The sequence below is a fragment of the Burkholderia sp. Tr-862 genome, assembly GCF_011753085.1.
In the GTDB taxonomy this organism is placed as follows: Bacteria; Pseudomonadota; Gammaproteobacteria; order Burkholderiales; family Burkholderiaceae; genus Burkholderia; species Burkholderia ambifaria.
The window spans coordinates 1-587 of the sequence record NZ_VWWG01000421.1 but is presented as its reverse complement, the minus strand read 5'-3'; the positions used below and the strand labels follow the sequence as shown (position 1 = coordinate 587).

The following is a 587-nucleotide window of genomic DNA, read 5'->3' as shown; positions in this document are numbered from 1 at the left end:
GCCGGTGCGACGCCGGCATCGCCGAACAAGCGCGTATCGGCAATATAGCCGGGCGCAACCGTATTGACCGTGACGCCGCGCGGCCCGAGCTCGCGCGCCAGCGCGACGGTGAACCCTTCGACCCCCGCCTTCGCCGCCGCATACGCGAGGCCGCCCGGCAGGAGGCTGCCGGCGCGCGCCGCGATCGACCCGATGTTCACGATCCGCGCGGCGCGCTCGGCCAGGTGCGGCAGCACGGCCAGCGTCGTGATGAACGTGCTTTTGAGGTTCGCAGCGACGACGGCATCCCATACGGTTTCGGCGTCGCCCGCTTCAGTGTCCGCGCCAACGCGCCCCGTCAGCCCCGCGTTGTTGACCAGCACGTCGATGCGCGGCCACCGCGCGACGATCGCCGCGATCGCCGACGTCGCGTCGCGCCGCACGCTCAGGTCGGCCGCCTGCACGATCGCCGCGTTGCCGAGCCGGGAGACGGCCGCCTCCAGGCGACCCGCGTCGCGCCCGACGATCGCGACGCGATACCCGTCCTCCACCAGCCGGCCCGCGTTCGCGAGCCCGATTCCGCCCGCCCCGCCCGTGACGATCTCCTC

At 73.6% G+C, this 587-nt stretch carries 1 protein-coding gene; it reads right to left on the bottom strand.

Features of this window, described 5'->3' with window-relative positions; translation table 11 throughout:
* Positions 1–581: SDR family NAD(P)-dependent oxidoreductase (locus F3J14_RS35270; RefSeq protein WP_348772040.1), on the bottom strand; the 581-nt coding region annotated here is incomplete at its 3' end.
* Positions 582–587: the final 6 nt, after the last annotated feature.